This window comes from Microbacterium martis (assembly GCF_047246685.1).
Taxonomy (GTDB): Bacteria; Actinomycetota; Actinomycetes; order Actinomycetales; family Microbacteriaceae; genus Microbacterium.
The window spans coordinates 360242-386002 of the sequence record NZ_JBFOKT010000002.1; the positions used below are offsets into that span (position 1 = coordinate 360242).

The 25761-nt window shown below is 70.1% G+C and carries 23 protein-coding genes; 6 read left to right on the forward strand and 17 right to left on the reverse strand.

The features are described 5' to 3' along the window. Positions 1 to 8: 8 nt before the first annotated feature. From AB3M90_RS09665 to dnaK, 3 genes are read right to left on the reverse strand one after another with little or no spacing between them, the layout of a single operon-like run. Positions 9 to 992 (reverse strand): DnaJ C-terminal domain-containing protein, encoded by a 984-nt coding sequence (locus AB3M90_RS09665; protein ID WP_412951743.1) that lies wholly within the window; start codon positions 990 to 992, stop codon positions 9 to 11. Between the two features lie 9 nt (positions 993 to 1001). After that, positions 1002 to 1682, reverse strand: coding sequence for a nucleotide exchange factor GrpE (locus tag AB3M90_RS09670; RefSeq protein ID WP_412951744.1), 681 nt, complete (start codon positions 1680 to 1682; stop codon positions 1002 to 1004). Between the two features lie 2 nt (positions 1683 to 1684). Further along, positions 1685 to 3550, reverse strand: a complete 1866-nt coding sequence (dnaK, locus tag AB3M90_RS09675) for a molecular chaperone DnaK (protein WP_412951745.1) — start codon at positions 3548 to 3550, stop codon at positions 1685 to 1687. A gap of 201 nt (positions 3551 to 3751) precedes the next feature. Between dnaK and AB3M90_RS09680 the strand changes: the two genes are divergently transcribed. Continuing rightward, the gene (locus AB3M90_RS09680; RefSeq protein WP_412951746.1) at positions 3752 to 4447 is read left to right on the forward strand and encodes a hypothetical protein; all 696 of its coding nucleotides are present in this window, start codon (positions 3752 to 3754) and stop codon (positions 4445 to 4447) included. Between the two features lie 11 nt (positions 4448 to 4458). On the opposite strand, the gene AB3M90_RS09685 is transcribed toward AB3M90_RS09680, so the two are convergent. From AB3M90_RS09685 to AB3M90_RS09710, 6 genes are all read right to left on the reverse strand, one after another. Next, entirely contained in the window at positions 4459 to 5757 is a 1299-nt protein-coding gene (locus tag AB3M90_RS09685; RefSeq protein WP_412951747.1) for an HNH endonuclease signature motif containing protein, read from the reverse strand. Positions 5758 to 5993: 236 nt separating this feature from the next. Continuing rightward, entirely contained in the window at positions 5994 to 7361 is a 1368-nt protein-coding gene (locus AB3M90_RS09690) for an NtaA/DmoA family FMN-dependent monooxygenase (protein WP_412951748.1), read from the reverse strand. Continuing rightward, positions 7358 to 8545 (reverse strand): acyl-CoA dehydrogenase family protein, encoded by a 1188-nt coding sequence (locus tag AB3M90_RS09695; protein ID WP_412951749.1) that lies wholly within the window; start codon positions 8543 to 8545, stop codon positions 7358 to 7360. The genes AB3M90_RS09690 and AB3M90_RS09695 overlap by 4 nt, the downstream gene beginning before the upstream one ends. A gap of 18 nt (positions 8546 to 8563) precedes the next feature. Next, positions 8564 to 9391, reverse strand: coding sequence for a carbohydrate ABC transporter permease (locus AB3M90_RS09700; RefSeq protein WP_412951750.1), 828 nt, complete (start codon positions 9389 to 9391; stop codon positions 8564 to 8566). After that, positions 9388 to 10314, reverse strand: coding sequence for a carbohydrate ABC transporter permease (locus AB3M90_RS09705; protein ID WP_412951751.1), 927 nt, complete (start codon positions 10312 to 10314; stop codon positions 9388 to 9390). The genes AB3M90_RS09700 and AB3M90_RS09705 overlap by 4 nt, the downstream gene beginning before the upstream one ends. Next, positions 10311 to 11582: an ABC transporter substrate-binding protein gene (locus AB3M90_RS09710; protein WP_412951752.1), complete on the reverse strand. Its 1272-nt coding sequence runs from the start codon at positions 11580 to 11582 to the stop codon at positions 10311 to 10313. The genes AB3M90_RS09705 and AB3M90_RS09710 overlap by 4 nt, the downstream gene beginning before the upstream one ends. 181 nt (positions 11583 to 11763) lie before the next feature. On the opposite strand from AB3M90_RS09710, the gene AB3M90_RS09715 reads away from it, so the two are divergent. Next, positions 11764 to 12477, forward strand: coding sequence for a sirohydrochlorin chelatase (locus tag AB3M90_RS09715; RefSeq protein WP_412951753.1), 714 nt, complete (start codon positions 11764 to 11766; stop codon positions 12475 to 12477). On the opposite strand, the gene AB3M90_RS09720 is transcribed toward AB3M90_RS09715, so the two are convergent. The 6 genes from AB3M90_RS09720 to AB3M90_RS09745 form a co-directional block, all read right to left on the reverse strand. Further along, positions 12435 to 12896: a DUF3817 domain-containing protein gene (locus tag AB3M90_RS09720; protein ID WP_412951754.1), complete on the reverse strand. Its 462-nt coding sequence runs from the start codon at positions 12894 to 12896 to the stop codon at positions 12435 to 12437. The genes AB3M90_RS09715 and AB3M90_RS09720 overlap by 43 nt on opposite strands. A 92-nt stretch (positions 12897 to 12988) precedes the next feature. Then, positions 12989 to 14791, reverse strand: a complete 1803-nt coding sequence (locus AB3M90_RS09725) for a S8 family peptidase (protein ID WP_412951755.1) — start codon at positions 14789 to 14791, stop codon at positions 12989 to 12991. Between the two features lie 198 nt (positions 14792 to 14989). After that, positions 14990 to 15937, reverse strand: coding sequence for an agmatinase (speB, locus tag AB3M90_RS09730; protein WP_412951756.1), 948 nt, complete (start codon positions 15935 to 15937; stop codon positions 14990 to 14992). After that, positions 15937 to 17553 (reverse strand): thiamine pyrophosphate-binding protein, encoded by a 1617-nt coding sequence (locus AB3M90_RS09735; RefSeq protein WP_412952683.1) that lies wholly within the window; start codon positions 17551 to 17553, stop codon positions 15937 to 15939. The genes speB and AB3M90_RS09735 overlap by 1 nt, the downstream gene beginning before the upstream one ends. A gap of 4 nt (positions 17554 to 17557) precedes the next feature. Next, a complete protein-coding gene (locus tag AB3M90_RS09740) occupies positions 17558 to 19225 on the reverse strand; it encodes an amidohydrolase (protein ID WP_412951757.1) in 1668 nt (555 codons plus the stop codon). Between the two features lie 48 nt (positions 19226 to 19273). Then, the gene (locus tag AB3M90_RS09745) at positions 19274 to 20611 is read right to left on the reverse strand and encodes an MFS transporter (RefSeq protein ID WP_412951758.1); all 1338 of its coding nucleotides are present in this window, start codon (positions 20609 to 20611) and stop codon (positions 19274 to 19276) included. 219 nt (positions 20612 to 20830) lie between these two features. Between AB3M90_RS09745 and AB3M90_RS09750 the strand changes: the two genes are divergently transcribed. After that, a complete protein-coding gene (locus AB3M90_RS09750; RefSeq protein ID WP_412951759.1) occupies positions 20831 to 21727 on the forward strand; it encodes an Lrp/AsnC family transcriptional regulator in 897 nt (298 codons plus the stop codon). A 64-nt stretch (positions 21728 to 21791) separates the two neighbouring features. Beyond that, complete coding sequence (locus AB3M90_RS09755; protein WP_412951760.1) at positions 21792 to 23213, forward strand: MFS transporter; 1422 nt, start codon at positions 21792 to 21794, stop codon at positions 23211 to 23213. Positions 23214 to 23222: 9 nt separating this feature from the next. Here the strand turns inward: AB3M90_RS09755 and AB3M90_RS09760 are convergent, their stop codons facing one another. Continuing rightward, positions 23223 to 23441: a GNAT family N-acetyltransferase gene (locus tag AB3M90_RS09760; RefSeq protein ID WP_412951761.1), complete on the reverse strand. Its 219-nt coding sequence runs from the start codon at positions 23439 to 23441 to the stop codon at positions 23223 to 23225. Positions 23442 to 23477: 36 nt separating this feature from the next. On the opposite strand from AB3M90_RS09760, the gene AB3M90_RS09765 reads away from it, so the two are divergent. Beyond that, positions 23478 to 24395 (forward strand): cation diffusion facilitator family transporter, encoded by a 918-nt coding sequence (locus AB3M90_RS09765; protein WP_412951762.1) that lies wholly within the window; start codon positions 23478 to 23480, stop codon positions 24393 to 24395. Positions 24396 to 24403: 8 nt separating this feature from the next. Here the strand turns inward: AB3M90_RS09765 and AB3M90_RS09770 are convergent, their stop codons facing one another. After that, positions 24404 to 24895 carry a MarR family winged helix-turn-helix transcriptional regulator gene (locus tag AB3M90_RS09770; protein ID WP_412951763.1) on the reverse strand — a complete coding sequence of 164 codons (492 nt, stop codon included), beginning with the start codon at positions 24893 to 24895 and terminating at the stop codon, positions 24404 to 24406. 102 nt (positions 24896 to 24997) lie between these two features. On the opposite strand from AB3M90_RS09770, the gene AB3M90_RS09775 reads away from it, so the two are divergent. Beyond that, positions 24998 to 25591, forward strand: a complete 594-nt coding sequence (locus AB3M90_RS09775; RefSeq protein WP_412951764.1) for a hypothetical protein — start codon at positions 24998 to 25000, stop codon at positions 25589 to 25591. The last annotated feature ends 170 nt before the right edge of the window (positions 25592 to 25761 follow it).

Below are 25761 nucleotides of genomic sequence, written 5' to 3' on the forward strand. Positions count from 1 at the left end.
TCCGGCGGTCATCGCCGGGCCTTCGCCATGAGGTCGGCGCGCGGGTTCTCCGTCGGCTCCAGCTCCTGGAACCGCTGCAGCGCCTCGCGGGCGGCGTCGTCGAGGTGCGTCGGCACGGCCACCTGGAGCTCGGCGAGCAGGTCGCCGGTGCCCTTCGACGTGGTGACGCCGCGGCCCTTGACGCGCAGCACACGACCCGACGGGGTGCCGGGTGCGACGCGGAGCTTGACCACGTCGCCGCCGAGGGTCGGCACCTCGATGGTCGCGCCGAGGGTCGCCTCGGTGAAGGTGACCGGCACGATGACGCGCAGGTTCAGGCCGTCGCGGCTGAACACCGGATGCGGGCGCACCGCGACCTGCACCACGATGTCGCCGCTCTCGCCGCCGTCGGGCGACGGGCGGCCGCGGCCGCGCAGACGGATCTTCTGACCGTCGGCGACGCCCGCGGGGATCTTCACCTTGAACGGCTTGCCGTCTTCGCCCTGCAGGGAGATGGTCTCGCCCTGCACGGCCGTGATGAAGTCGAGCGTCGTGCGCGCCGTCACGTCGGCGCCGCGCTGCGGACCGCCGAAGCCGCGGAACCCGCCCGAGGTCTGGCCGAAGCGTCCCGAGCCGAACGAGCCGCCCTGACCCTGGTTGAACATCGCGAAGATGTCTTCGAAGTCGGCGGTCTGCGCTCGGCCCTGCTGGCCGAAGCGGCTGAACACGTCTTCGAAGCCGCCGGCTCCCGAGCCTCCCGCGGTGAAGCGGGCGCCCGAGCCCATGGCGCGGATCTCGTCGTACTCCTTGCGCTGTTCCGCGTCGGAGAGCACCGAGTACGCCTCGCTGATCTCCTTGAACGTGGCCTCGGCGGCGGCATCGCCCTGATTGGAGTCCGGGTGATACTTGCGCGCCAGCTTGCGGTACGTCTTCTTGAGATCAGCGTCACTGACGTCTTTCGAGACCCCGAGGGTCTTGTAGAAGTCCTTATCGAACCAATCCTGGCTAGCCAATGCCCACCCCTACTGGGTCCCTGAGCCTGTCGAAGGGTCGGCAGGGACGGCGACGACGACCTTCGCCGGCCGCAGCTCGACGTCTCCGAGGCGGTATCCGACCTCCACCACCTCGAGGATCGTGGTGGTCGTGGCTCCGGGCGTGGGCTGCTGGAAGATGGCCTCGTGGCGCTGCGGGTCGAACTCCTCACCCTTCTCGCCGTAAGAGACCACACCGAGGCGGTCGACCACGGCGCGCACCTTGTCGGCGATCACGGCGAAGGGCGTGCCCTCGACGAGGTCACCGTGCTGGGCGGCGCGGGCGAGATCGTCGAGCACGGGGATGAGGCCCTTGGCGGCCTCGCCCTTCGCGCGCTCGATCTCGACCTGACGCTGCTCCTCGGTGCGGCGGCGGTAGTTGGCGTACTCGGCCTGCAGGCGCTTGAGGTCGTTCAGCAGCGTGGACTCGAGGTCAGCGAGCACGGCGTCTTCCGCCGCGGCCTCGCCGGTCTGCGTCGCGCCGAGGATGTCGTCGACCGTCAGGTCATCGGGAGCGTCGGTGACCGGGTTGCCGTCCGAGCCCTCCGCCGCTGCGGCCTCGCGCGAGTCGGGGTTCTGCGGCGCGGGGCCGGATGCCTGAGCATCCGACCCCTCGCTGCGAACCTCGTCGGGCTCGGGAGTCGAGCCGTTGTCGAAGTTCTTGTCCGTCATGGTTACTTCTTGTCTTCCTCGTCGTCGACGACCTCGGCGTCGATGACGTCCTCCTCGGACGAGGGAGCGTCACCCTGCGGGGCTTCGCCCTCGGCCTGGCCGCCGGCGGCGGCATCGGCCTGGGACGACGCGTAGATCGCCTCGCCGAGCTTGCCCTGAGACTCGTTCAGCTTGTCGAACGCCGTCTTCACGGCATCGTCGTCGTCACCCGCGAGAGCGGTCTTGAGGGCGTCGACGTCGGCCTGGACCGACTCCTTGACGTCGGTCGGGAGCTTGTCGTCGTTGTCCTTGATCAGCTTGTCGATCGAGTAGGCGAGGGTCTCGGCCTGGTTGCGGACCTCGGCGGCCTCGCGGCGCTTCTTGTCGTCGGCCGCGTTCTCCTCGGCCTCGCGCACCATCCGGTCGATGTCTTCCTTCGACAGCGACGAGCCGCCGGTGATCGTCATCGACTGCTCCTTGCCGGTGCCCTTGTCCTTGGCGGACACGTGCACGATGCCGTTGGCGTCGATGTCGAACGTGACCTCGATCTGCGGGATGCCGCGGGGAGCCGGGGCGATGCCGGTCAGCTCGAACGTGCCGAGCGGCTTGTTGTCGCGGGTGAAGTCGCGCTCGCCCTGGAAGACCTGGATCGCGACGGACGGCTGGTTGTCGTCTGCCGTGGTGAAGGTCTCGCTGCGCTTGGTCGGGATGGCCGTGTTGCGCTCGATGAGCTTGGTCATCATGCCGCCCTTGGTCTCGATGCCGAGGCTGAGGGGGGTGACGTCGATGAGCAGCACGTCCTTGCGCTCACCCTTGAGGACACCGGCCTGCAGGGCGGCGCCGACGGCGACGACCTCGTCGGGGTTCACGCCCTTGTTCGCCTCCTTGCCGGCCTCGCGCTTGACGAGCTCGGCGACGGCGGGCATACGCGTCGATCCACCGACGAGCACGACGTGGGCGATGTCGGCGACCTTGATGCCGGCTTCGCGGATGACGTCTTCGAACGGCTTCTTGGTGCGGTCGAGCAGGTCCTTCGTGAGGTCCTCGAACTTCGCGCGGGTGATGGTCTCGCTGAGCGACACCGGACCCGACTCGGTCAGCGACAGGTACGGGAGGTTGATGCTGGTGCTGGTCGAGGACGAGAGCTCCTTCTTCGCCTGCTCCGCAGCCTCCTTGAGGCGCTGCAGCGCGATCTTGTCGCCCGAGACGTCGACGCCCGTGGTCTCCTTGAACTGCTTGATGAGGTAGTCGACGAGGCGCTGGTCCCAGTCGTCGCCGCCGAGGCGGTTGTCACCCGCGGTGGCGCGCACCTGGATGGTCGAGAAGTCGTCGTCCTTGCCCACCTCGAGGAGGGAGACGTCGAAGGTTCCGCCACCGAGGTCGAAGACGAGGATCAGCTCGTCCTCCTTGCCCTTGTCGAGACCGTAGGCGAGGGCCGCGGCGGTCGGCTCGTTGATGATGCGGAGCACGTTGAGGCCCGAGATCTCGCCGGCCTCCTTGGTGGCCTGACGCTCGGCGTCGTTGAAGTACGCGGGAACGGTGATGACCGCGTCGGTGACGGTGTCGCCCAGGTACGACTCGGCGTCGCGCTTGAGCTTCATGAGGATGCGCGCGGAGATCTCCTGCGGCGTCCACTTCTTGCCGTCGACGTCGAACGACCAGTCGGTGCCCATGTGGCGCTTGACCGACGAGATGGTGCGGTCGACGTTGGTGACGGCCTGGCGCTTGGCGGTCTCGCCGACCAGCACCTCGCCGTCTTTGGTGAACGCGACCACCGAGGGGGTGGTGCGGAAGCCCTCGGCGTTGGCGATGACCTTGGGCTCGCCGCCCTCGAGGACGCTGACGACGGAGTTGGTGGTTCCGAGGTCGATACCGACAGCACGTGCCATGTGATTCTCCTTTGTTGCTGAGTTGATGTGGTCTGAAAATCCCGGGGCGATCAGGGAAACCTGAGTCGCGATGACTCAACTGTACTCTTGCCGTCGGGGCCTGTCAAACTACCTTGATATGAGTCGGCTCAACTTTGTCACGAGCAGGTTATCCACAGGGTGAGATGGGGCGGATGCTGCGCCTGCCTAAGCTCGCCCACCATGACCGATCACACCGTTGCCCCGCTTCCCCGCCCCTCCTGTCGCCGTGCTCGGCACATCGTGATGTGCCTCGCCGCGATCGCGGCCCTGAGCGTCTCGTCGGGCTGCGCCGCCCTGCCGGTATCCGACGGGTCGGGGAGCTCGTCGTCTCGTCCGACGCCCGATCCGACGGCCGATTCGACGGCGGACTCGGCGGCGGGCTCGAACTCCGGCGATGTGACGTTCGCGGCCGGTGCCGAGCTGGCGGAGGGATTCGACATCAGCTGGGGCGACGGGCTGATCGCAGACGCCGGGTGGGTGAGCGTCCCCTCCGATCATCCGGGTCGCTGGTCATATGCGAATGTGCGTGGCACGTGCACGGCGGCGTTCCGGGGCGGCGTTCTGGGCGATGCCGGGGGCATGGACGACCGCGAGGCCACGGATGCGCTCATCGCCCAGCAGTCCGGTGAAGACTTCCTGGGGGCGGAGATGCTCACGGACGGAGGGTTCCTGCGATACGAGCATCCGGACGCGGTCGTGGAGCACCGTCAGTTCAGCTACACGTTCAACGGGTTCGGCTACTTCATGGCCGCGCGAGCCTTCGTGGAGCCCGACTACTCGGTGTGGGTGATCGTGACCTGCGAGGGTGAGCCGGTGGGCCCGGTCGCCGAGGAAGTGCTGTCGAAGAACATGATCGTGGTGGACGCAGCCCCGTGAGCCCACCGGGGTCAGAAGGGCGCGGGGGTGTCGTCTTCGGTGAAGGTGACGGTGTTCACGGGTGGGGGTTTGTCGACGTAGACCCGCCCGGTGGGACTGGTCCAGGCGTAGAGCCCGTCGGTGAGGGGTTCGACGTGCCAGGGTGAGTGGTGTTTGAGGGTGTGGTGGCGGCGGCAGAGGTGGCCGAGGTTCCCCAGGGTTGTCGCGCCGCCGAGGGCTGCGTCGTGGTGGTGGTCGATGTCGCAGTCGATCGGTGGGTAGCCGCAGGTCGGGAACCGGCAGCGTTGATCTCTCGCCCGGAGGTGTCGTTTCAGTTCTGAGCTGGGCCGGTACCGGTCGACGGTGAGGAGGGCTCCGGTGATGGGGTGGGTGAGGATGCGGTCCCACCCGGGTGCCGCCCCGGCCAGCTTCCGCGCCGTCACCGGGTCGATCGGGGTACAGCCGTTCAGCTCCGCCGGTGTGGTGCCCTGTCCCATCAACGTCATGACCGGCACGGTCACCGAAACGCTTGCGGTGAGGTTCGCGAGCAGCCCGTCAGCGGTGTCATGCCCCGCCGGTGCACCCGTGAGAAGCAGATCCAAAGCGAGATCCGCCCGGATCTGCCCGAGCGTGCGCGGATCGCCCGACCCCTCAGCATCCGACTGTTCCTGCACCGCCTGCACGGACTGTTCCTGCACGGTCTTCGCCATCTGGGTGAGCCGGTCGAACGCGCCGTGCACCAGCGCCGCGGGGCCGAGGAGGCCGAGTTCCGCCATCCCATCCGCGCGGTCTTTCACCCACACGCCCCGCTCCTTCCGCGCCGTCTCATGCCGCTCCTCGATCGGACACGCCTGATACTTCTCCGCGATCCGGCGCGCCAGCCGCGCCACCCGGTTCGGGGACTCCGTCACCGCGACCCCGATCATCTCCGCCGAATACGCGTCCCGGTCGGCCGGGTCATCCAGATGCTCCCCCGCGTCGCAGATCACCCGGGCATGCCCGGCACTGATCCGGCCCGCGCCCTGCGCCTCCCACACCAGCGGAAAGCGCTCCACCCGCCACACCGCATCCGCCATCCGGCGCTGCACCGTCCGGTCCGACACCCGCAACGCCGTCGCGAGCTCCGCCGCCACCGTCCGCAATGACAGATCCCCTTTATCCGGGTGATCCGCGTCATCGGCGATCTGCAACGCCAACCGCGACCCGACCGCGAGAACCCCATCGCGCACCGCCTGCAGACTGCTGATCGTCTGCTCGATCCCCCCAAGCATGTCAGTGACCGCACCCAATGCGCTCACCTGCTCGATCGTCGCATCCGCCAGCCCCGTCATACACCCACTCAACCAGGGACCACCGACATTCAAACCCCCGATCAGCCCCCCAAACCAATATTCCGGAACACACCCGGCGAGCCTCGGTCCGACCGGCTGCGGCAGCCGCAGATGCACCATCCAGTGGGACGAGGGTCCAGTGAAACCGTGGCGAGTGTCGGAGAACCAGTCCGACTGGGTGACCGAATTGCAGCAACCCGTGCGGCGCCGCTGAGGCAGAAGGTTCTGTCGCGAACCTAGAGGTTGGCGCCCCCGCGATAACGGGCGGCCGGATGCCGCTCCGGCAGGCGCGGCCCCTCGCCGAAGATCCGCTCCCGCAGGGTCTCCCCCGGCGTGTACGCCTCGCGCATCCGTCCCCGCCGCCGCAGCTCGGGCACCACCAGCTCACCGAAGTCCCTGGCCGTGTCGAACGAGTGGTACTGCCGCAGGTTGATGCCGTCGATGCCGTCCTCGTCGAGCCAGCGTTCGATCGCATCGGCCACCTGCCCCGGATCTCCCACGACGAGGAACCGCGAGTCCCACGCCTCGTCGACGGCGTTCGCGAACTGCCCGACCGTCAGGTGCAGCGGCAGGCCGCCGGCCGCGATCACGTCGTGCCGCCCCTCACGCTCAAGGGCCTCGCGCACCGTGATGTCGGACGGATGCTGCAGCGGATGGAACGGCACGCTCATGTGGATGAACGGCCCCTCGGTGTCGCGGTAGGTGCGGTACTCCTCGTACCTCGCGCGCGCCTCGTCTTCGGTGGGTGCGACGATCACGGTCGCCATCACGAGGAAGCGCGTGTCGTCGGCCCGGCGACCCTGACGGACGCTCTCGTCTCGGATCGCGGCGATGTTGCGCTCGAGCGCCCCCGGCGGACGATCCGCCGTGAAGAGCACCTCGGCGTGCCGTGCGGCGAACGCGATGCCCGCGGTCGAGGCGGACGCCTGGAAGAGCACGGGCACCCGCTGCCGTGACGGCTCCGACAGATGCGGACCCGCGACCCGGAAGTGCTCGCCGTCGTGGTCGATCGCGCGCACGGTGCCGGGCCGGCTGTAGAGACCGGCGTCCTTGTCGGCGACGACGGCGTCGTCGTCCCACGACCCCTCCCACAGCTTGTAGAGCACGTCGATGTACTCGGCCGCGATCTCGTAGCGCGTGTCGTGCGGGATCTGGTCGGCGAGCCCGAAGTTCCTGGCCGCGTTCGGAAGGTACGAGGTGACGATGTTCCAGCCGACTCGCCCGTTCGTCAGGTGATCGAGCGTGGCCATCCGGCGGGCGAAGGCGAACGGCGGCTCGTAGGTGGTCGAGAAGGTGACGCCGAAGCCGATGTGCTCGGTGACCGCCGCCATGGCCGCCACCAGCAGCAGCGGATCGAGGTTCGGGATCTGCAGACCCCGCTCGAGCGCCGGATCGAAGCTGCCGTGGTAGACGTCGTACGCGCCGACGACGTCGGCGAGGAAGATCGCGTCGAATCCGGCATCCTCCGCGATCTTCGCCAGCTCCACCCAGTACGCGATGTCGGCGTAGCGCTCGCGCTGGTTGTCGGGCTGACGCCACAGGCCGTGGGTGATGTGCCCCGGGGTCGCCATCTCGAACAGGTTGACGACGAGCTGCTTCGTCATGACGCCGCCCCCTGTCGCGCGCCCGGCTGCGGCCGGTTGAAGGCGGGCACCACGCCGTTCAGCTCCCAGTCGCCGATGGCGCGCTGCCGCTGCACCGACGGGTTGTGCGTGGCGATCGTGCGAGCGTTGCGCCAGTGCCGGTCGAGGCCGCGGCCCGTGTCGACCGACGAGGCGCCGCCCACCTCGAACAGCTCGGCCGTCGCCTCGATCACCGCGGGCAGCACGGTCTGCTGGGCGCGGTAGACGTCGAGCTGCGCACGGGTGAAGGCGGCGGCGTCCGGAGCGCCGGCGCGGTATCCGTCGAGGGCCGCATCGAGCGAGCGGGCGGCTTCGAGCACCGTCGCGCGCGCGGCGAACGCCGTCGACGACAGCCGACCGACGACCGCCTGCACGAGCGGATCCTCGCGGGGGAACGCCTCGCCCCCGTAGCCGAAGATGCGGCGGCGCGGCTGCACGAAGGCGACCGCGTCGTCGACGGCCGCCCGGCCGATGCCGGCCACGACCGCGAGCAGCACCAGTTGGAAGAAGCCCATCAGGTACGGATGCCGGAAGCCGTCGTCGTCGAGCGCGTAGGGCCGCACGAGCCCGGGGTCGACGACGACGTCGGTGAACACCGTCGTGCCGCTGCCCGTGAGGCGCTGCCCGAAACCGGCCCAGTCGTCGATCGACTCGACCCCGGGCGTGCGGGTCGACACGATGACCTGGTGGTCCTCGTCGAGATAGCGCGCCGACAGATCGATCCAGTCGGCGTAGATGCTGCCCGTCGTGTAGTACTTGCGGCCGTTGAGCCGCAGCTCGCCGTCGACCGAGGTCAGCGTCGTCGCGAGGTCCGACGTCGCCGTCTGCTCGGACTGGGCGTTGCCCACCAGATCGCCCGCGAGCACCCGCTCGTACCAGGCGTCGCGCCGCGCGGCATCCGGCTCGAACCACTGCTGCTCGATGACCGCGAGGTGACCGCGGAACACGTGGGCGACGTTCGAATCGGCTGCGGCGAGGTCGATCAGGCGCGCGAAGAGGGTGGCGAGATCGACGCCCTCGCCGCCCGAGGCGGCCGGGACGCGGGCGCTGGCGAAGCGTTCGGCGAGCAGTTCGCGGATCTCGGCGTGCGGCAGCTCGCGGGCCTGGTCGCGCAGGGCCGCGCCCTCGCGCAGGCGCTGGAGCAGGTCGGGGGGCAGTTCAGGCATGGTCTCTCATCTCGACGGTCATTTCACCGCGCCGAGCGACAGCCCGGCGATCAGACGTCGCTGCGACACGACGAAGAGCAGCAGGAGCGGAAGCGAGGTGATCACGGCGAGGGCCATGAGACTGTTCCACTCGGCGGAGTAGGTGGAGTTCTGCTGCGCGAGCAGCCCGCTCACCGGCAGCACGACTCCCTGGGGCAGGAAGTTGATCGCGTACACGAACTCTCCCCAGGCGGAGATGAAGACGATGCACACGACGGTCAGGATGCCGTTGCCCAGCAGCGGCACGGTCAGCGAGCGGAACGTGCGCCAGCGCCCCGCGCCGTCGAGCTCGGCCGCTTCGTACAGCGCGCCGGGGATCGCGAGCGCGAAGGGGCGCAGCAGCATGATCGCGAACGGCAGCAGCAGCGCGATGTCGGCGACGATGACCCCGCCGAGGCTGCCCAGCAGCTTCCACGACGCGAGCACGCTGTACAGCGGGATGACCGTCATGGGCTGCGGCACCATCTGCAGCACGAGGAGGGCGGCGAGGAACACGGTGATCACGCGGTTCCATCCCGGCGAGACGCGGCGGGCGAGCGCCGCAGCGGCGGGGACGGCGATCAGGAGCGTCACCACGGTCACGCCGACACCGATCTGCACCGAGGTGAGGATCGCGCCGATCCCGTCGCCGATGACGTTCGCATACGTGTCGAGTGTCGGGGTGAACACCACGGCGTTCGGGTCTTCGAGCACCTGCTGCTTGGTCTTCAGCGACGTCAGCACGATCCACAGCAGCGGCAGGAGATAGGCCAGGCCCAGGAGAACGGCGAGCACCCGGAACAGGGTGCGGGTGGGGCGGCTGATCACGCGTGCTCCTCCCGCCGGACGGCGCGGATGTACGGCACGGCGAAGATCGCGACCGCGAGCATCGACACGAGCGCGATCGTCGCGCCCGTGCTCATCTCGAACCCCGAGAACGCCGTGTTGTACGCGAGCACGGGCAGCGTGTTCGTCGTCGTGCCCGGTCCGCCCTGCGTGGTCACGTAGAAGAAGTCGAAGCTCTTGAACGCGTAGAGCACGGTGAGGATGGCCAGGATGCCGAGGGTCGGACGCAGCTGCGGCAGCACGATCCGCGCCTGGGTGCGCCAATACCCCGCGCCGTCGAGGGCCGCGGCCTCGAGCAGGTCGTGCGGGACGGCGAGCAGCGCGCCGCGGATGACGAGGACGGAGAAGGGCAGTGCGGCCCAGGCGATGATTCCCGTCACCGACCACAGAGCCAGGTCGGGCGAGCTCAGCCACGAGACCGGAGGGATGCCGAGCACACCGAGCGCGTCGTTGACCGGTCCGCGGTCGTCGAGCAGGAACGAGAACGCGCTTCCGGCCACGATCGGGGGCAGCGCCCACACGAACACCATCACTGCGAGGACCGTCTCGGTCACGCGTCCGCCGACCGACAGGATCGACGCCCCCACGAAGCCGAGCAGGAAATTCGACACGAGCAGCACGGCGGCCACGCCGATCGTGCGCAGCAGGGCCAGCCAGATCTCGTCGTCGGACAGCACGGCGGCGAGGTTCTCCAGCCCGGTGAAGGGCCACTCCCCCACGATGTTCGTGGGGCCGACGTCGCTCAGGGCCATCCGGACGAGCACGATGAGCGGGTAGAGCGCGAACCCGGACAGCAGTCCGATCGCGGGGACCAGGAACCAGAGAGGCGTGCGGGCGAGGGCGCGCGCGAACGCGGGGCGCCCGGTGGGGCGCCCCGCATCGGTCACGGAAGCGAAGGAGCTCACGAGCAGCCGCCGCCGCCGTCCTCGATCGCGGCCGCGATGTCGGCGATCGCCGTCGCGCTGGCATCCGCCGCCGTCGTCTGCCCCGAGATCACGCTCGAGACCGCCTCGCCCAGCGCCTTCTGGATGTTGGCGGTGTTCTCGTTCTTCGGCCACGAGCCCGAGGTCTGCGCCGCGGCGACGAACGGCTGCACGGCGACGTTCTCCTTGATGGCGGGCAGCTCGGCGACGTCCGCGCGCACCGGGATGGAGCCCGCGATCTCGAAGATCGACTCGCCCGCCTCGGGGGTGAGCACCGCCTCCTCGAGGAACTTCCAGGCGAGGTCCTTCTTGTCGGAGTTCGCGCCGATGCCGAAGCCCTCACCGCCGGGGTAGACGATGCTCTCGCCGCCGGCCGGTGCCGGGTACTGCGTCGTGCCCCAGGCGAACGACGCCTCCGCCGCATTGCCGAGCTGCCAGTTGCCGTTGATGCCGAAGGCGTAGTCGCCGGTCGCGAACTGCTGCCACGAGTCGTTCTGGTCCCACGTCGCGGTCGCCTGCGGGGTGTATCCGGCCTTGGCCCAGGTCTCGGCGCGCTGGAACGCGGCCTCCACCTCCGGCCCCTCGAAGTTGCAGTAGTCGATGCCGAGGCCGAGCAGCTCGGGCGCGAACAGCCACGCCCCCTCGACCGTCGGGGCGCCCGACAGGGCGATGCCCTGGTACTGCCCGTGGGCCTTGACGGCCTCGAGGTCGGCCTGCAGCTCGTCGAGCGTGGTCGGCGGGGCGTCGATGCCGACCTCGGTCAGGATGTCCTGGTTGTAGTAGAGGCCGATCAGGTTCGTGAACGGCAGCAGGTTGTAGACCTTGTCGTCGGTCGACCAGGCCGCCGACTCGGCGAACTGATCCTTGTCGGCGAAGCCCTCCCAGTACTCGGTGAGGTCGGCCGTGACGCCGCCCGCGACGAGGGTCGGGTAGTCGACGACGATGTTGTTGATGAACAGGTCGGGGGTGTCGCCCGTCGCGACCGAGGCGAGCAGCTTCTGGTCCTGCTGGTCGCCGACCGTCTCGACGATGTCGACCGTCACGCCGGGGTTGTTCTTCTCGAACACGTCGGCCTGCTTCTGCAGCCAGTCGGCCTGAGTGCCCTGGTAGTAGCTCCAGAACGTGAGCGTCTGGTCGTCGCCGGAGCCGCTGCTCGCGCCGTCGGCCGAGATGGCGCAGGCGCTGAGGCCGAAGGCCAGTCCGGCCGTGATGACGAGCGCACCGCTGCGCCGTGCTCGGGATGCATGCATGGAAGAGGTCCTCGGGTGTGCGGGATCGTCGGTCGGAATGACCGCGACTGCACGCTACTGACATCGTTCCCGCTCGCGCGACGCGCCCGACACAGAGCGTCATGGGGGGTCACAGAGCGTCAGCATCCGTCCTCCTCGTGTGTGAAACACGGGCGTCACACGCGCGCTCTAGAGTCGCGGCATGCCTCGGCCCACCCTGCTCGCCGTCTCGCACGGCACGTCCGACCGCGACGGCGCCCGCGCGATCGCCGATCTCGTCGCGGCCGTCGCCGCCCGACTCCCCGACGTGGAGGTGCGCGCGGCCTTCGTCGACGTGCAGCAGCCGGATGCCGTCGACGCCCTGGCGGCGGTCGACGGACCGGTCGTCGTCGTGCCCCTCCTCCTCTCCCGCGGCTTCCACGTGCACCACGACCTGCACGGCATGGTCGAAGGGCGAGCGGATGCCGTCGTCACGGCGCCGCTGGGCCCCGACCCGCGACTGACCGCGGTGCTCGCCGAGCGTCTGCCCGCGTCGACCGGCGCCCCTGTGGTCCTGGTGATCGCCGGCTCCCGCGACCCGCGATCACGGGACGATGCCGAGGGCATGGCCGCACTGCTGGCCGAGCAGCTCGACCGTCGCGTCGAACTCGCCTATCTCGCCGCGCGGCAGCCCGATCTGCCGACCGCTCTCGCCGCTCATCCGGATGCCGTCGTCTCGACCTACCTGCTCGCGCGCGGATACTTCTTCGACCTCGCCGAGCGGCAGGCGGCCGGACGGGAGATCTCGCTGCCGCTGCTCGACGGCGGCAGCGTGCCGACGGCGCTCGTCGACCTCGTGGTCGACCGCTATGAGAATGCCACGACGGCCGTCGCTCACTTGCCGCCGGGCGGACCGATGAGCAGCAGGATCACGTAGAGGGCGACGATGCCGAGCACGAGGAGCGCGGCCAGCATCGCGGGGCGGCGCAGGAACCAGCGCATCAGCCGGTCGTGCCACCGGCGATCACGCGGATCGTCGGTCTCGTCGAGACGCCAGGCCCCGCGGAGCCGACCGCTGCGGTGCAGCCAGATCTCGGTCGGGATCGTGGCGTAGGGCACGATCGCGCTGGCGACCGCCACGACACCGACGCCGAGGTGCCACCGCTGGTTGAGCCCGACGAGGATCGCGGTGGCGGCATAGGCGAGGAACACGAGACCATGGATGCCGCCGCCCACCGTCACCACGACGCCGGACGCACCGACGGCACGGGCGATGATCGCGCCGATCAGGATCGTCCAGGTGATCGCCTCCGCGATCGCGAGGGTGCGGAACAGGCGGTCGGGTGCGCGGAACACGGATCTCCTCGGGTGGCGTCCCTCCAGAGTATCGGCGCTGCGCGAAGTCGGATGCCGCAGGGGCACGCCCCTGCGGCATCCGTCACCCCCTCTTACCGGACCGTCGCGGTGTACGGCCCGGAGCCGGAGTCGGCCCGCACGACGACCCGGTACGTGCCGGAGCTCGCCGAGTGGCTCAGCTGCTCATCGGGGCGCGTGGAGGTGCCCTGCGCCACGGTGATCCACCCCAGGAACGAGTAGTTCCTCTGGAGGTACACGTCGAAGTCGGCGCCCGTCGGCCCGTCGAGGCACACCTGGATCGTGCCCGACGCGGTGCGCGAGAACGTCGGCGACGTCGCCTGCTGACCGACGGTGAGCGTGCCCGTGCTCACCGGCGTGCCGGTGCACGTGCTCGGGGGCGTCGTCGGTGCCGCGGCCACCCGCCACGTGAAGGTGACCGTGTCGGTCGTGGCGGGGCTCGCGCTGTCGCGCACGGTCACCGTCACGGTGAAGCTGCCGGCCGTGGTGGGCGTTCCCGTGATCCGACCGGTCCCGGCGTCGAGAGCCACGCCGGCGGGCAGGCTGCTCGCCGAGAACGCGTAGGGCTTCGTGCCTCCCGACGCCGTCACGGTGAGGTCGACCGCCGTGCCGACCGTGCCGCTCTGATCGGCGACGGCCGCGAGGTCGACCGCCGTCGGCGTCGGCGTGGTGGGGCCGTTGAGGAACCCCGTGAAGAGCAGCCGGTTCGGGGACGCGGCATCCAGCCCGCCGATCCTGTTCGGCGTCGCGTTGTCGACGAGCGCGGCGTGCACCTGCGCCGGGGTGGCCGAGGGGTTCGCGGCCAGGTACAGCGCGGTGGCTCCGGCGACGTGCGGCGAGGCCATCGACGTTCCCGTCGCGGTGGCCGCCGCGGTGTCTCCCGTGAACCACGAGGAGGTGATCTCGGTGCCGGGCGCCCAGATGTCGAGGCAGCGCCCCCAGCTGCTCGACGCGTTCTTCTGGTCGGTGCGGGTCGTGTTGCCGACCGTGACCGCCTCGGGCACGAGCTGCGGGCTGTAGCGGCACGCGTCGTCGTTGGAGTTCCCCGCCGCCTGCACCCAGCTCACGCCGGACGCGACGAGGTTCTTCACGGCCTGGTCGAGCGCCGGGCTCGAGCAGGCGCTCCGGCATCCGACGCTGTAGTTCACGACCGCCGGCTTCTGCGCGTTCTCGGAGATCCATTCGACCGCCCGCAGGATGCCGGTGGTGTCGCCGTCGCCGCGGCAGTCGAGGATCTTGACCGGGTACACGGTCGCCTTCTTCGCGATGCCGTATGTCGAGCCGACGGCGGTCCCGGCGACATGCGTGCCATGACCGTTGCAGTCGCTCGCGTCGCCGCCGGTGGTCAGCGCGTCGAACCCGGGACGGATGCGGCCGGCGAACTCCGCGTGCGTGCGGCGGATGCCGGAGTCGACGACGTACACGTTGACGCCCTCGCCCGCCGAATCGGGGTACGCGAAGCGTTGGTTCAGCGGCAGGTCGCGCTGGTCGATGCGGTCGGCGCCCCAGTCGGGCGGGGAGACCTGCTCGGCGAGGGCGTGCACGCGCTGCACCTGCTCGACCGAGGAGACGCGGGGATCGGCGGCGATCGCGAGAGCCTCGTCTTCGGTGAGCGTGGCGGAGTAGCCGTCGATCGCCGTGTTGAAGACGTCGAGCAGCTCGCCTCCGACGGCCTCGGTCAGCGCAGAGGCGATGTCCTGCGCCGCTCCGATCGCCGACTGCGGCTCGAGCACGACGATGTACTCGTCGGCGACCGCACCCGCCGATCCGGCCCCGATGATCTGCGCGTCGTCCGGCACATCGGTCGTGGCTCCGGTCGTTGCTCCGGCGAAGGACGGTGTGAGCATGAGGGCGGCGCAGGCGAGAATGCCTCCCACGGCCGCGAGCCCTCGCACCGGAGTCGTGCTCCGGTCACGTCGAATGGACAATGGATCTCCTCCCGTAGATCGGAGGTGCCGTCGCGGCCACCCCCGTCGGCAGAATGCCGACTCGCTCGGACCCTAGCGGCATCCGTGGGTGCGGGGGGAGGATTGATGGACCGGAGCCAACATTGCATTCCGGTATATCGGTCCCGACTACCGCGAGAGCTGCGCGGCGAGCAGGGTCACGAGCTCGTACACGACGTGGCTGGCGGCGATGCCCGTCATCTGCGCGTGGTCGTAGGCGGGCGACACCTCGACGACGTCGGCGCCGACGATGCTCCGCGAGCCGAGCGCCCGGAGCATCCGCAGCAGCTCGCGGCTCGTGAGACCACCGGCCTCGGGCGTTCCCGTGCCGGGCGCGTGCGCGGGGTCGAGCACGTCGATGTCGATCGAGACGTAGAGGGGCTTGTCACCGATGCGCTGCAGGATGCGCCGGATGCCGGCCTCGACCCCGTGCTCTTCGATGTACTCGCTCGACACGATCGAGAAGCCCAGGCGGGCGTCGTCCTCGAGGTCCTGCTTGGAGTAGAGGGGTCCGCGGGTGCCGACGTGGCAGCTGGCGGTGAGATCGATCAGCCCCTCCTCGCTCGCCCGGCGGAACGGGGTGCCGTGCGTGATGGGCGCACCGAAGTAGGTGTCCCACGTGTCGAGGTGCGCGTCGAAGTGCAGCACCGCGACCGGGCCGTGCTTCGCGGCGACCGCCCGCAGCAGCGGCAGCGCCACCGTGTGGTCGCCGCCGATGGTGACGATGCGCTGCACCTGCTCGCCGAGCGCAGTGGCGGCGCGCTCGACCTCGGTCACCGCCTCGGTGAGGTCGAACGGGTTGACCGGGATGTCGCCGGCATCCACCACCTGGGCGAGGGCGAACGGCGAGACGTCCTGCGCGGGGTTGTACGGGCGCAGCAGGCGCGACGACTCCCGCACGTGCGACGGACCGAAGCGCGTGCCGGGGCGGTAGCTCACCCCCGAGTCGAACGGGATGCCGACGACGGCGATGTCGGCCCGCGGCACGTCCTCGATGCGCGGAAGGCGTGCGAACGTCGCGATGCCGGAGTAGCGGGGGTTCACGGAGGCGTCGATGGGTCCCACGGTGTCGGTCATCAGTCTTTCCTGTTCGTCGGGATGTGGATCAGCTGCACGCCGCCCTCGTCGATGGCGGTGCGGATGGTGCGGGCGATGTCGTCGGCTCGCTCGACGCGGCGGCCGGTGGCACCGAAGGCGGTGGCGAGCGCCGCCCAGTCGGGCTGCACCAGATCGACGCCGACGGGCGCCATGCCGCGGTCGATCTCGTTCTGGCGGATCTCGGCGTACCCGCCGTTGTCGACGCACACGACGGTCAGGTCGAGGCGCTGCTCGACCGCGGTCACCAGCTCATTGACGCAGAACATGAGCGCCCCGTCGCCGATCACCGTGACGACCGGCCGCTCGGTCTGCGCCACCCGGGCGCCGATCGCCGCGGGAAGGCCGTAGCCGAGCGTCGCGTACGTGGGCGTGTAGAGCAGGGAATGCGGATGCTGCGCCTGCAGGACGCTGCCGAGCGCCATGTAGACGATCTGCGAGGAGTCGCCCGCGACGATCGCGTCGTCGGGCAGGGCGTCGGCGATGATCTCGGCGAGCGCGACGGTCTCGGGCACGGTGTCACGCATCTCGCGGGCGATGGCGGAGCGTTCGGCGGTCACGTCGCGCGCCGGGTGCCGCGCCGTCGGCAGCAGGCGCAGCAGCTCGCCGGTAACGGCGGCGGCGTCGCCCGTGATGCCGACGGTCGCGCCGAGGTTCTTGTCGAGCTGCGCCGCCGAGATGTCTACCCGCACGACCGCGCCTCGCGCCTCGAGTCGCGGCGCCCAGAGCTCCGCCTCGCCGAGCTTCGACCCGACGACGAGCAGTGCGTCGGCGTCTTCGGCGACCGCGCGAGCGGCGGCGAGCCGCAGGTTCGAGCCGAGCGAGAGCGGATGCCGTTCGTCGACGACCCCTTTCCCGTTCAGGGTCGTGAGCACGGGAGCGCCGAGGCGCTCGGCGATCGCGGTGAGCTCGTTGCCGGCATCCGTCGATCCGCCGCCCGCGACGATGACGGGTCGTTCGGCCGATGCGAGGAGACGCGCGGCCTCGGCGAGCGCGTCCGGGTCTCCCGCGTCACGCGCCGGGAGAGGGCGCGGGCGCCGCGCCTCGGCGGGCACGTCGGCCGGCGCCTCGAGCACGTCGAGGGGGATCTCGATGTGGACGGGGCGGGGGCGGCCGGTGCGGAAAAGCGTGAACGCGTCGTGCACGGCATCCACCGCCTCGGCCGCCGAGGAGACGCGGCGCGACCATTCGGCGATCGCGCCGACCATGGCCGTGGCGTCCTTCGTCTCGTGCAGGGTGCCCACGTCGGCGAACTCCGCACCGAGCGGCACACCGGGCGAGAGCACGATGAGCGGACGCGACTCGCAGAAAGCGGTGCCGATCGCGCTCATCGCGTTCTGAAGGCCGGGCCCCGAGGTCGTGATGACGACGCCCGGCAGGCCGGTCTGCTGCGCCCAGCCGTCGGCGCCGTAGCCTGCGCCCTGCTCGTGGCGGTTCGTCACCGCGCGGATGCCGAGGTCGGCCAGCGGCCGGTACAGCTCGAGGTTGTGCGTGCCCGGGATGCCGAAGACCGCCGTGACGCCGTAGGCGCGGATGGTCTCGAGCACCGCTCGTCCCGCGGTGTCGGAGTAGTCAGGGGTCACGTCAGGCACGGGCATCACGTCAGACATGATGCCGCCGCTCGCCGTCGACCCAGGTCTCGTGCACCGTGATCGCCGCGATGTCCTCGGGCGCGACGGACAACGGGTCGTCCGACAGCACCGCGAAGTCGGCGTACTTGCCGACCTCGAGCGAGCCGAGGTCGTCTTCCCGCCCGATCGACACGGCGCCCTCGATCGTGTGGGCGCGCAGCGCGGCGAGCGCCGAGATCCGCAGGTCGTCGGGGCCGAGCCTGTGCCCGCGGCGGGTGACGCGGGTCACAGCGGTCTGGATGGCTTCGAGGGGGATGGGTTCGGCGACCGGAGCATCCGACGAGATCGTCATCGGCACGCCCGCGCGCTCGAACTCGCCGAGCGGGTTGAACCTCTCGCCCGGCGTGCCGATCGCCTCCTCGACGCCCTCGCCCCAGTTGAAGTAGTGCTGGGTCTGGTTGACGGGTCGGATGCCGGCGGATGCCATGCGCGCGATCTGCTCGGGCGTCGGCAGGCCGCAGTGCTCGATGCGGTGGCGAGCATCGGCATCCGGTCGCTCGGTGAGCGCCGCCTCGATCGCCGACACGACCATCTCGATCGCCGTGGGCGACTGGGCGTGGGTGGCGGTCTGGAGACCCGCGGCGTGCGCCTTCGCGATGAGCGCGGCGTAGTCGGCGGGCTCGTGGTAGAGCTGTCCGGTGCGGCACGGATCGCCGACGTAGCCGTCGGGGAAGTACGCGGTCCAGCCGCCGAGCGTGCCGTCGGCGTAGAACTTGATGCCGGCGAAGCTCAGGTGCGCGTTGCCGAACTGTCCGACCAGGCCCATCTCGAGCGCCTCGTCGAGCAGGTGCGACAGCAGGTACATCGACACCCGCAGCTCGAGGCGTCCGGCCTCGGCGAGCCGCAGGTACATGTCGAACTCGCGGCGGGTGACCTGGCAGTCGCCGATCGACGTGACGCCGCCCGCGAGGAAGCGCTGCGTCGCGGCATCCAGCTGCCTGAGGTGCTCTTCGGGCTCGTCGGCGAGGTGGAAGTTCGGACCGTGATGGCCGATCTTCACCCCGTGCACGCCGGTGAGGACGTTGCACGCGGCATCCGAAAGCTCGCCGGTCAGCTCGCCGTCGGCGTCGCGGAAGAACTCGCCGCCGTCGGGGTTGGGGGTGTCGCGGTCGACGCCGTTGATATCGAGCGTGTACGAGTTCACGACCCCGCCGTGGCCGGAGGCGTTCATGAGGTACACCTCGCGGTCGCGCGAGACCTCGTCGAGCTCGAACCGGGTGGGATGCCGCTTCTCGGCGAGGTTGCGCTGCTCGTAGCCGTATCCGCGCACCGGCCGCCCTTCGGGCGCCTCGGCCGCCGCGGCCTTCAGCAGCGCGACGATCTCGGGGATGCTCCGCGCCTTCTCCGGACCGCAGTCGACCCACGTCATCATCTGCCCGAACATCAGCGGATGCGCGTGCGCGTCGACGAATCCCGGCACGACGACGGCATCCCCGAGATCGATCCGTTCCGCGGCCAGACCCGCCCGCTCCGCCGCCGCCGCGCACTCGTCGACCGTGCCGATCGCGACGATCCGCCCGCGGTCGGTGAGCATCGCGGTCGCCGCGCTGTCGGCGGCATCCGCCGTGTGGATCACGCGGGCGGTGATCAGGCGAGGCGTCGTCTGGGCGAAGCGGTCGAAGGGAGTGAGCTTTCTCATGGGCCTGTTCGCTGTCGATGCGGTCGGGGTGGGGCGGCGACCCGCCGGTCAGGGCAGCCGGTTCGCGGTCGTGTCGGTGCGCGCGGTGAACGACGCCGTGACCGGAGCCTCGTCGGAGTGCTGCGGCGCGAGACGCGTGCAGATGCCGGCGATGATCGCCATGCCGATGAACATCGCGATGACCGACCAGACGCTGCCGGTCCAGGCGATGAGCTGCGTCGCGAACCAGGGCGAGAAGCCGGCCCAGACCGCCGCGCCCACGCCGTAGGAGAGGGCGATCGACGTGTAGCGCGCCTGCGGCCGGAACATCTGCGCGAGAATCGCGGCGATCGGCGCGTAGGTCGCGCTCATCGCGATGCGCACCAGCGAGGCGAACAGGAAGATGAGCGGTTCCACGCGGCCGGGCATGATCAGCAGGAAGGGCGCGAACGTGAGCACCGAGGTGATGAGGCCGATGTACATGACGTTCTTCCGACCCCACTTGTCGCCCAGCCAGGCGACCGGCAGCGTCACGACGAACTCGACGAACGACGCGATCGTCATGGCGTCGAGGATGACCTGCTCGCTGATCGCGATGGGCTCGCCGGTCGCGTAGGCGGTCGCGAACGTGGTGGCGAGGTAGTAGCCGCCCGTCGAGATGGGCAGGATGCCGATGCCGAGCAGGATCGGGCGCCAGTTGGCGCGCAGCGCGAACGCCAGGGGCATCGACTGCTTGCGCCCCTCGATCTTCGACTCGAAGACCGGCGACTCCTCGACGCGGTAGCGGACCCACAGGCCGACGCCGATGAGCACGATCGACAGCAGAAACGGGATGCGCCATCCGCCGTCGATGATGAAGTCGTCGCCGCCTCGCGCCATGATCGCGAAGATGCCCGACGCGAGCAGGGCGCCGGCCGGGTTCCCGAGCTGCGTGAATCCGCCGTAGAAGGTCTTCGACTTCTCGGGCGCGTGCTCGACGCTCATGAGCACCGCGCCGCCCCATTCGCCGCCGACCGCGAGACCCTGGATCGCACGGAGCAGGATCAGCAGGATCGGGGCGAGGATGCCGATGTTGTCGTAGGTGGGCAGGCAGCCGACGAGCACGGTCGCCGCGCCCATCAACAGCAGCGTGATGACGAGCGAGACCCGGCGGCCCAGCTTGTCGCCGATGTGACCGAAGATGATGCCACCGAGGGGGCGCACGAGGAACGCGACGGCGAAGGTCGCGAACGCGGCGGCGGTCTCGGCGAGGCGGTCGCCGCTGGGGAAGAACAGCGGACCGAAGACGAGGGCCGCGGCCGTGGCGTAGACGTAGAAGTCGTACCACTCGATGGTGGTGCCGACGAAGGCGGCGAAGCCGGCGCGGCGGGCGCGGCTGTGGACGCCGGGGGTCGGGGTGGAGGTCATGGTGCCCGCTCCTTTGCGGAAGGTGGTCGGATAGCGAAGGATGCTACGGCGACCCGGCGGGCCGAGCAAGGGCAGAACTCCAGTGAGAGCGCAGCCTGACTGGAGTTCTGATTCAGAATGCCGACATGAGTGACCCTGCTGGAAACCCGAAGTCCCGATAGACTGGATTCCTGCACCCGCATCCGTGCCATCCGGGGAAACTGGGGAGATCGACCGCTCATGGACTTCGACGCCGAACTCATCCGGGCGCTGCAGGAAGACGGGCGCGCCAGCATCCGCACCCTCTCCCTCAGGCTCGGGCATCCGAGGGCCGCCGTCGCCGCGCGCCTGCGAGCGCTGCTCGGCGACCGCACCGTCCGCGTCGTCGCCGCGGTCGACCCCGTGTTCCTCGGTCAGCACGTCTTGGCGCACGTGTCGATCCGCACCGACGGCGCCGTCGAGGTCGTCGCCGAGCACCTGCGCGACATGGCCGAGACCGTGCTCGTGTCGGCCGTCGGCGGCGCGCACGACCTCGTGACCGAGGTCCGGGTCGGGTCGATGTCGGAGCTGCACGACCTGCTCGCCGTGATCCGCGCGATCGGCGGGGTGCTCGACATCAGCACGATCATCTACTCGACCGTGATCAAGGGGTTCTTCGTGTCGGAGTACCACGGCGGGGTCACGCTCGACGCGATCGACGAGTCGCTCATCGAGCACCTCCAGTCCGACGGCCGCACGAGCTTCCGCGCTCTCGGCGAGGCGGTGCGGCTCTCGCCCTCGGCCGTCGCCACGCGCGTGCAGCGGCTCATCGACGCCGGGGTCATCAAGATCAGCGCCGTGGAGGCCCGTGGCCTCGCACACAGGCAGCTCTCGATGGGCGTCGGGATGACTCTCGGCGACGACGATGAGGCCGTGGTCGACGCGCTCCGAGCCGGGCGAGGCGTCGATTTCGCCGCGCGCACGCTGGGCCGGTTCGACGCCGTCGCGACCCTCGTCGAGCCGTCGGCCGGCGCGCTGTACGCGAGCCTCGAGCGACTGCGGGCGCTGCCCGGAGTGACCCGCATCGAGGCGTGGCTGCACCTCGCCGTGCTCAAGGAGGACTACGCCCGCACCCTGCGCCCGCTGCGCACGGAATGATGCCGCGCTGCGCGCCCGGCGCGCCGTCACCGCCCGTTCACCGCGCACCGCCAGACTTTCGACCATGAGCGACGAGCCCTCCGCAACGAAGCCATCTCGCCCGGTCGTTCCCGAGCCCGCTGCCACCGCCAACAGCGGAGCCGTCGGGGTGCTCGGCCTCGAACTGCGCGGCGAGACGCCCGCGCCGAGGAAGCAGGTGTACTCGTGGGCGCTGTGGGACTGGGCGACGCAGCCCTTCAACACCGTCATCCTCACCTTCGTCTTCACCGCTCTGTACCTCGTGGGCGAGGGCTTCCTTCCGGCCGAGGTCGCCGGCCTCGATCCGTCCGACCCCGCGCGCGTCGCCGCCGACGCCGAGCTGACCTCGGGTCTCGGCCTCGGTTCGACGATCGCGGCGTTCGGCATCCTGCTGCTCGCGCCGGTGCTCGGCCAGCGGGCGGATGCCGCCGGACGCCAGAAGCTCTGGCTCGGCATCGGCACCGGGGCGCTGGTGCTCTGCATGCTCGGGCTGTGGTTCGTCGAGCCGGCCCCGAGTCTCTTCTGGCTGGGCGTCGCGCTCATCTCTGCCGCGACCGTGTTCCAGGAGATCGCCGCCGTCAACTCGAACGCCATGCTCATCGGCATCGCGACGCCGAAGAACATCGGCCGCATCTCGGGCCTCGGGTGGGGCTTCGGGTACCTCGGCGGCATCCTCGCACTGGTGATCGTCGTCGTTCTCGACACGTTCGACTGGTTCGGGATGTCGACCGACAACGGTCTCGCCTACCGCCTGATCGCGGTCGGGTGCGCGGTGTGGACCATCGCCTTCAGCATCCCGATCTTCCTGAACGTGCCGGAGCCGTCGCTCGGCCGGCCGGAGCGGAAGGTGGGGTTCTTCGCCTCGTACCCGCTGCTGGTGAAAGACGTCGCCGGTCTCTACCGCGACCCCGAGACGCGTCCGACGTTCTGGTACCTCCTCTCGAGCGCCGTCTTCCGCGACGGCCTGGGCGGCGTCTTCGCGTTCGGCGCGATCATCGGCACCTCGGTGTTCCGCTTCGGCACGCAGGACATCATCGTCTTCGGCATCGCAGCCAACCTCATCGCCGGCGTCTCGACGATCGCCGCCGGACGCCTCGACGACCGTCTCGGCCCGAAGCGCATCATTCTCGCGTCGATCGGGTCGATGGTCGTCGCCGGTCTCGCCGTGTTCTTCCTCCGCGACGCCGGGTCGATGGTGTTCTGGGTCGGCGGACTCATCCTGTGCGCGTTCGTCGGACCCGCGCAGGCCGCCGCCCGCTCGTTCCTCGCCCGCGTCACCCCGGCGGGCCGGGAGGGCGAGATCTTCGGTCTCTACGCGACGACCGGCCGCGCCGCGAGCTGGATCGCCTCGGGCGCCTGGACCGTGCTCATCGCACTGACAGGGCAGACCGCGTTCGGCATCCTGGGCATCGTCATCGTGCTGATCGCCGGGTTCCTGCTGCTGCTTCCGGTGCGGGCTCCGCGCTGAGTCGCGGAGTCAGACGATCGTCGCGCGCACGTCTCCGAGGAGCAGATACAGCGTGCGATCCTCGCCCGGGAAACGTGTGAAGCCGAAACGCTCGTAGAACGGGACGACGGCGTCGGTCTTGGCATGCACGAGGATCTCACGGATGCCGATCGCCTCGGCGGCCTCGACGGCGCGGACCGTGGCGTGCTGCAGGAGCGATGCGCCGAGACCTCCGTACATCGGTCGCATGCGGTCTGCTTCGCCGCGCGGAGTAGCGTGGCCCGCGTGACCGTGCTCATCGCCTTCCTCGCCAACGTCCTGGAGGCCATCGCGAAAACGGTGGCCGCCGCGCTCACCTCGTCGGCGTCGATGGTCGCCGAGGCGGCCCACTCGTGGGCGGATGCCGGAAACGAGGTCTTCCTGCTCATCGCCGACCGCCGCGGCGCGCAGCGCAAAGACGCCCGGCATCCGCTCGGATACGGTCGCAACGCCTTCGTCTGGTCGCTCATCGCCGCGTTCGGGATCTTCACCGCCGGGTCGATCGTGTCGATCATGCACGGCATCCAGGAGCTCTCCGAGACGGGCCCGGTCGAGAGCCCGGTGATCGCGTACATCGTGCTGGGCGTCGCGTTCGTCCTCGAAGGGGCCTCGTTCACGCAGGCGATGGTGCGATCGCGCCGCCTCGCGAAGGAGCGCGGCTCGTCGACGTGGGACTTCGTGCTCGAGACCAGCGACACCACCCTTCGCGCCGTGTTCTTCGAAGACGCCGCCGCCCTGGTCGGTCTGGTGATCGCCGGCGGGTCGATCCTGCTGCATCAGGTCACGGGCGTGGCCGCATGGGATGCGGTGGGGTCGATCGCCGTCGGCGTGCTCCTCGGGGTGGTCGCGATCATCCTGATCGGACGCAACATCCAGTTCCTGGTCGGGACGACCGCGGCCCCGGCGCTCCGAGCCCGGGTCGGCGCCGCGCTGCTCGCCCTTCCCGAGATCGAGCGCATCACCTACCTGCACATCGAGTACGTCGGACCCAACCGGCTGTTCCTCGTCGCCGAGGTCGACCTCGCCGGCGATGCGCGCGAGCACGATGTCGCACGCCGTCTGCGCGACGTCGAGCGGCGCATCGAGGCGCACGAGGCCATCGAGACCGTCGTGCTGTCGCTCTCGGTCGACGACGAGCCGTCGCTCGACTTCGCCGCGCGCTGACCGCGGGCTCAGCGCTGCCAGTTGTCGGCGAGCTTGTCGAGCAGCCGGGCGAGCTCGATGCGCTCGTCTTCGGTGAAGGCGGCCAGCGCCCGCGACAGCATCTCGCGTCGTTCGCCGCGCATGCCGCGCACGAACCGGCGCCCGTCATCGGTGAGCGCGATGCGGGTGCGACGTGCATCGTCGGGGTCGGCCTCGCGACGCACGACGCCGCGGTCGACCCCCTGCTGGACGAGCCGTGACGCCCGCGGCTGATCGACGCTGATCGCCTCGCCGAGGGCGCTGACGCTGAGGGGAGCGGATGCCGCGGCCAGCGCCTCCAGCATCCGGATGCGGGCCGGCCCACCGGGGCGTCCCGACGGATCGGCCATCCACGGCGGCATGCCGGGGTGGCCGCGGCGGCCGAACGGCGCGTGATCGCCGTGCTCACCGGGACGCCGCCCGCGTAGACGCGAAAGCGCGTGGGCGATGGCGTCGGCGGGGTCGCGGGGCTCGGAGGTCACAGGACGATTTTACATGCAACTTGACATGGACTCTGTTTGCATGTCATAGTGCATATACATGACATGTGACAAGCACATGTCCACTGACATCCAAGGATCATCATGAACACCACCGACACACAGAACTCTCAGAACACCTCTCGCCCGTTCGGCTTCTGGCTCAAAGCAGCCGACCGCCTGATGGCCGCCGAGTTCGCCGCCGCCTTCGAGACCGAGCGGGCGACCCGCCGCGACTGGCGGATGCTCAACGCCGTCGACGGAACGGTCACGACCGATCGTCCGCTGCACCGGCACAAGCTGCACAGCCTCATCGAGCGCGGCTGGGTCGCCCGCGACGGGGACGGCTGGACGCTCACCGACGAGGGCCGGGCAGCCAAGGAACGGCTCGGCACCGTCGTCGACGGCATCCGCGCGAAGGTCTCCGCGGCCGTCTCCGACGAGGAGATGGCGACCACGCTCGCGTCGCTCGAGAAGATCGCCCGCGCGTTCGGCTGGGACGAGGAGACGCCTCTCCCCCGCCGACGCCGCGGCTTCGGCCCGCACGCGCACGGGCGCGGATTCCCCGGGCACGGATTCCGTGGGCACGGATTCCGTGGGAACGGATTCCCCGGGCACGGATTCGATGGGCACGGATTCCCCGGGCACGGATTCGATCGGCGCTTCGGCCGCGGCTTCGGGCCGGGCCATGACGCCTGACCCGCGCCAGCTGCACCACCGCACGCCGAGCACCAGGCAAGGAGAAGTACGCCTGAGAAGGATGCAGGGCGCCGATACGTCCTTCTGAAGCGCACACCTCCTTCTGAAGCGCACGCCGGCAGCCCCGTGTCAGGCCCACGCCGGCAGCCGACGCGCCAGCACACGCCGAG